Source organism: Aeromonas sp. HMWF014 (assembly GCF_963878295.1).
Lineage (GTDB): Bacteria > Pseudomonadota > Gammaproteobacteria > Enterobacterales > Aeromonadaceae > Aeromonas > Aeromonas popoffii.
Map to the genome: position 1 here is coordinate 1 of NZ_CAWNYS010000247.1, position 3229 is coordinate 3229.

Sequence of the window (3229 nt, forward strand, 5' to 3'; positions counted from 1 at the left end):
CTTCGGGTTATGAGCCCGACGAGCTACCGAGCTGCTCCACCCCGCGTCCGTATTTTTCCGACCTAGCTGAGCAGTAGCCAGTTCGAATTCTCTTTATCTTCAATGCGTTAATCGGCGTTGTTGACTCAGATATTCAGATGGTTGCGGGGGCCGGATTTGAACCGACGACCTTCGGGTTATGAGCCCGACGAGCTACCGAGCTGCTCCACCCCGCGTCCGAATTGTACTGCCTTTATCACCGCGCACTACCGAGCAGAGGTAGTTTGCTGTCTTTACGTTCACCGCTTGGCATCAGCCTCGCCATGAGCACAAATAGTTGGTTGCGGGGGCCAGATTTGAACTGACGACCTTCGGGTTATGAGCCCGACGAGCTACCGAGCTGCTCCACCCCGCGTCTGAGGTCGCCAATAATAGGCGCCAGCGCTCAGATTGCAAGTAAATATCCTAAAAAAACTTCATTCGTAGGTTAAAGCGGCACAAATTGAAGGATTTTGCAACAGAGCGCTGTTATTTCAGACAAGCAGGTTTGGGGCCAGCATGGCGCACTACACTGAATTGGATTGTGACTCCTCCTTTTGGGTAGGTTTATCATGCGTATATCCGCCGGTCATTGCCGTCAATTGGGGGCCACGCCCGAGCACGACGGCGTCAATTTTGCTATCTGGGCCCGCCTGGCCAGTCGGGTCGAACTGCTGCTGTTCGCCAGTGCCGACGATACCACCCCAGAGGTGATCCCTTTGTCACCCCGTCTCAACCGTACCGCTTACTACTGGCACATCCATATAGAAGGCATACCACTGGGTCAACGTTACGCCTATCGCATTCAGGGTCCGTGGCGTCCCTACTACGGCACCCGCTTCGATGCGGACAAGGTGCTGCTGGACCCCTATGGTCGCAGCATTGAGCTGGGGCCGACTTACGACCGCAGGGCTGCGGCCCGCCCCGGCAGCAACCTGGCGGAATGTGCCAAGAACCGGGTGGTGGATACCCGTGACTACGACTGGGAGGGTGACAAGCTACCCGCTCACTCCCTCTCCCGTTCGGTGATCTACGAACTGCATCTGGGGGGATTTACCAAGTCGCCGAGCTCCGGCGTGGCCCCTGCGCTGCGCGGCACCTATCTTGGCCTCATCGACAAGATCCCCTACCTGCAATCCCTCGGCATCACCGCCGTCGAGCTGCTGCCGGTGTTCCAGTTCGATCCCCAGGATGCCCCCAAGGGGCTCTCCAACTACTGGGGTTACAGCCCGATGTCGTTTTTTGCCCCCCACGCCCAATATGCCAGCGGCCCTGATCCGCTCACCGAGTTTCGTGACATGGTCAAGGCGCTGCACAGGGCCAATATCGAGGTGATCCTAGACGTGGTTTACAACCACACGGCCGAGGGTGGGGGCGATGGCCCCACCTTCTCGTTTCGCGGCATAGACAACGAGGTCTACTACATCCTCGACAGCAATCAGCAGGACACCAACTATTCGGGCTGCGGCAACACGTTCAACGGCGCCCATCCGGTGGTGCTGCGCATGATCATGGACAGCCTCCACTTCTGGCGCCAGGAGATGCACGTGGACGGCTTTCGATTCGATCTGGCCGCCATCTTGTCACGAGATGAATCCGGCATGCCCCAAGCCAATGCGCCGACCCTGCGCACCATAGACACGGATCCCCGCATCGCCGATATTAAGCTCATCGCCGAGGCTTGGGATGCCGGGGGACTCTATCAGGTGGGCAGCCTGGCTGGCGCCCGCTGGCGTGAGTGGAACGGCCAGTTCAGGGACGATGTGCGCCACTTCCTGCGCGGGGATGACAACGCCATCGCCACCTTCGTGGATCGACTGTGCGGCAGCCCGGACATCTACCACTATCACCACGCCGATCCGGAGAAGAGCATCAACTTCGTCACCTGCCATGACGGCTTCACCCTGTGGGACTGGGCCAGCCATGACCACAAGCACAACGAGGCCAACGGTGAAGAGAACCGGGACGGCTGCGATCACAACTTCAGCTGGAACCATGGCCAGGAGGGGCCGACCGAGGATCCCCAGATCAATGCCCTGCGGGTGCGTCAGGCCAAGAACATGATGGTGGCGACCCTGCTGTCGGTAGGCTCCCCCATGCTGCTGATGGGAGACGAGGTGCTGTGTACCCAGCACGGCAACAACAACGGCTACTGCCAGGACAACGAAACCTGCTGGATGAACTGGCAGCCCAGCGTCATGGGACAGGAGATGTTCCGCTTCATGAAGGAGCTGATCCAGTATCGCAAGCACCTGTTCCAACGACCCGAGCAGGAGAGCATGCCACTGTCGCTGACCGAGATCCTGCGGCACAGTGAGATCTGCTGGCACGGGGTCAATGCCGCCCAGCCAGACTTCAGCCCCCACTCCCACGCCATCGCCATGTCGGCGCTCTCCAGCGAAGCCAAGCTGGCGCTCTATGTATTGTTTAACGCCTACTGGGAGCCACTCACCTTTAACCTGCCAAGCCCACCCAAGGGGGTGGGTGGCTACTGGCGCCGGATCCTGGATACCGCCCTGCCCTCACCCCATGACATCTGTACTTTCGGTATGCCGCTGGAGGGGCTGACCCGGGAATACCTGGCCCAACCGCGCAGCAGCTGCCTCTTTATCTGCGGGGCCGACGACTTCTACTAGGCCCGGGTTACAGCCAACAAAAAGCCCCCCTGACAGACTCAGCGGGGCTTTTTTCATTCATGCGGCGCCTGCTCAGGCCAGCTGGTGCAGCACGCTGGTCGCCGCTATCTGGGCTATGATGAGGCCGCACAGGGCGGTGGAGACCACCACGGGCGCCGTCTCCCGCTGTAGATAGATGGGGCTGAACCAGAGCAGCAGGGCCGCAATCAGCAAGATGGTCTGGGTCAGCACACCGGGGATCAAGGCATCCAGCCCCGCGCCACTGCCCTGCCATCCCACCAACACCGCCAGCCAGAGCAGGCTCAGAATGGCAGCCACCAGCCCGGCCAAGGGCAGCAGCAAGTTGAAGGCCTGCAAGCGGTGACGCGCCCGCAGCAGCATCAGGTGCGCGAAGGCCGCCCCCAACACTATCATCTGCAGCAGGCCGCTCAGCCAGCCCTGTATTTGCAGCAAGCCAACGCCATAGACCAGCAGCGGCATGGCAGGCAACCAGAGCAGGGTGGACGGGATGGCACGCTTGCCCTCCAGCCGGGATTGGGCCAGCGACAGCACTATCCCCAGGATCAGGGCAGCAC

Annotated in this window: 2 protein-coding genes and 2 tRNA genes; 1 reads left to right on the top strand and 3 read right to left on the bottom strand. The window is 60.6% G+C overall.

Features of this window, described 5'->3' with window-relative positions:
- Nucleotides 1-138 precede the first annotated feature (138 nt).
- Both AAC083_RS10030 and AAC083_RS10035 read right to left on the bottom strand, forming a co-directional pair.
- Nucleotides 139-215: transfer RNA gene (locus tag AAC083_RS10030), tRNA-Met, on the bottom strand.
- A gap of 102 nt (nucleotides 216-317) precedes the next feature.
- Nucleotides 318-394, bottom strand: a tRNA-Met gene (locus tag AAC083_RS10035).
- A gap of 196 nt (nucleotides 395-590) precedes the next feature.
- Here AAC083_RS10035 and glgX point away from each other — a divergent pair.
- On the top strand, nucleotides 591-2654 hold the full coding sequence (gene glgX, locus AAC083_RS10040) for a glycogen debranching protein GlgX (protein WP_108536505.1): 2064 nt from the start codon (nucleotides 591-593) through the stop codon (nucleotides 2652-2654).
- Nucleotides 2655-2726: 72 nt separating this feature from the next.
- Here glgX and AAC083_RS10045 read toward each other — a convergent pair.
- Nucleotides 2727-3229: hypothetical protein (locus AAC083_RS10045; RefSeq protein ID WP_108536506.1), on the bottom strand; the 503-nt coding region annotated here is incomplete at its 5' end.

Excerpts from the sequence above, each read along its gene's own strand:
- glgX (WP_108536505.1), top strand. The coding sequence starts at position 591 with ATGCGTATATCCGCCGGTCATTGCCGTCAATTGGGGGCCACGCCCGAG.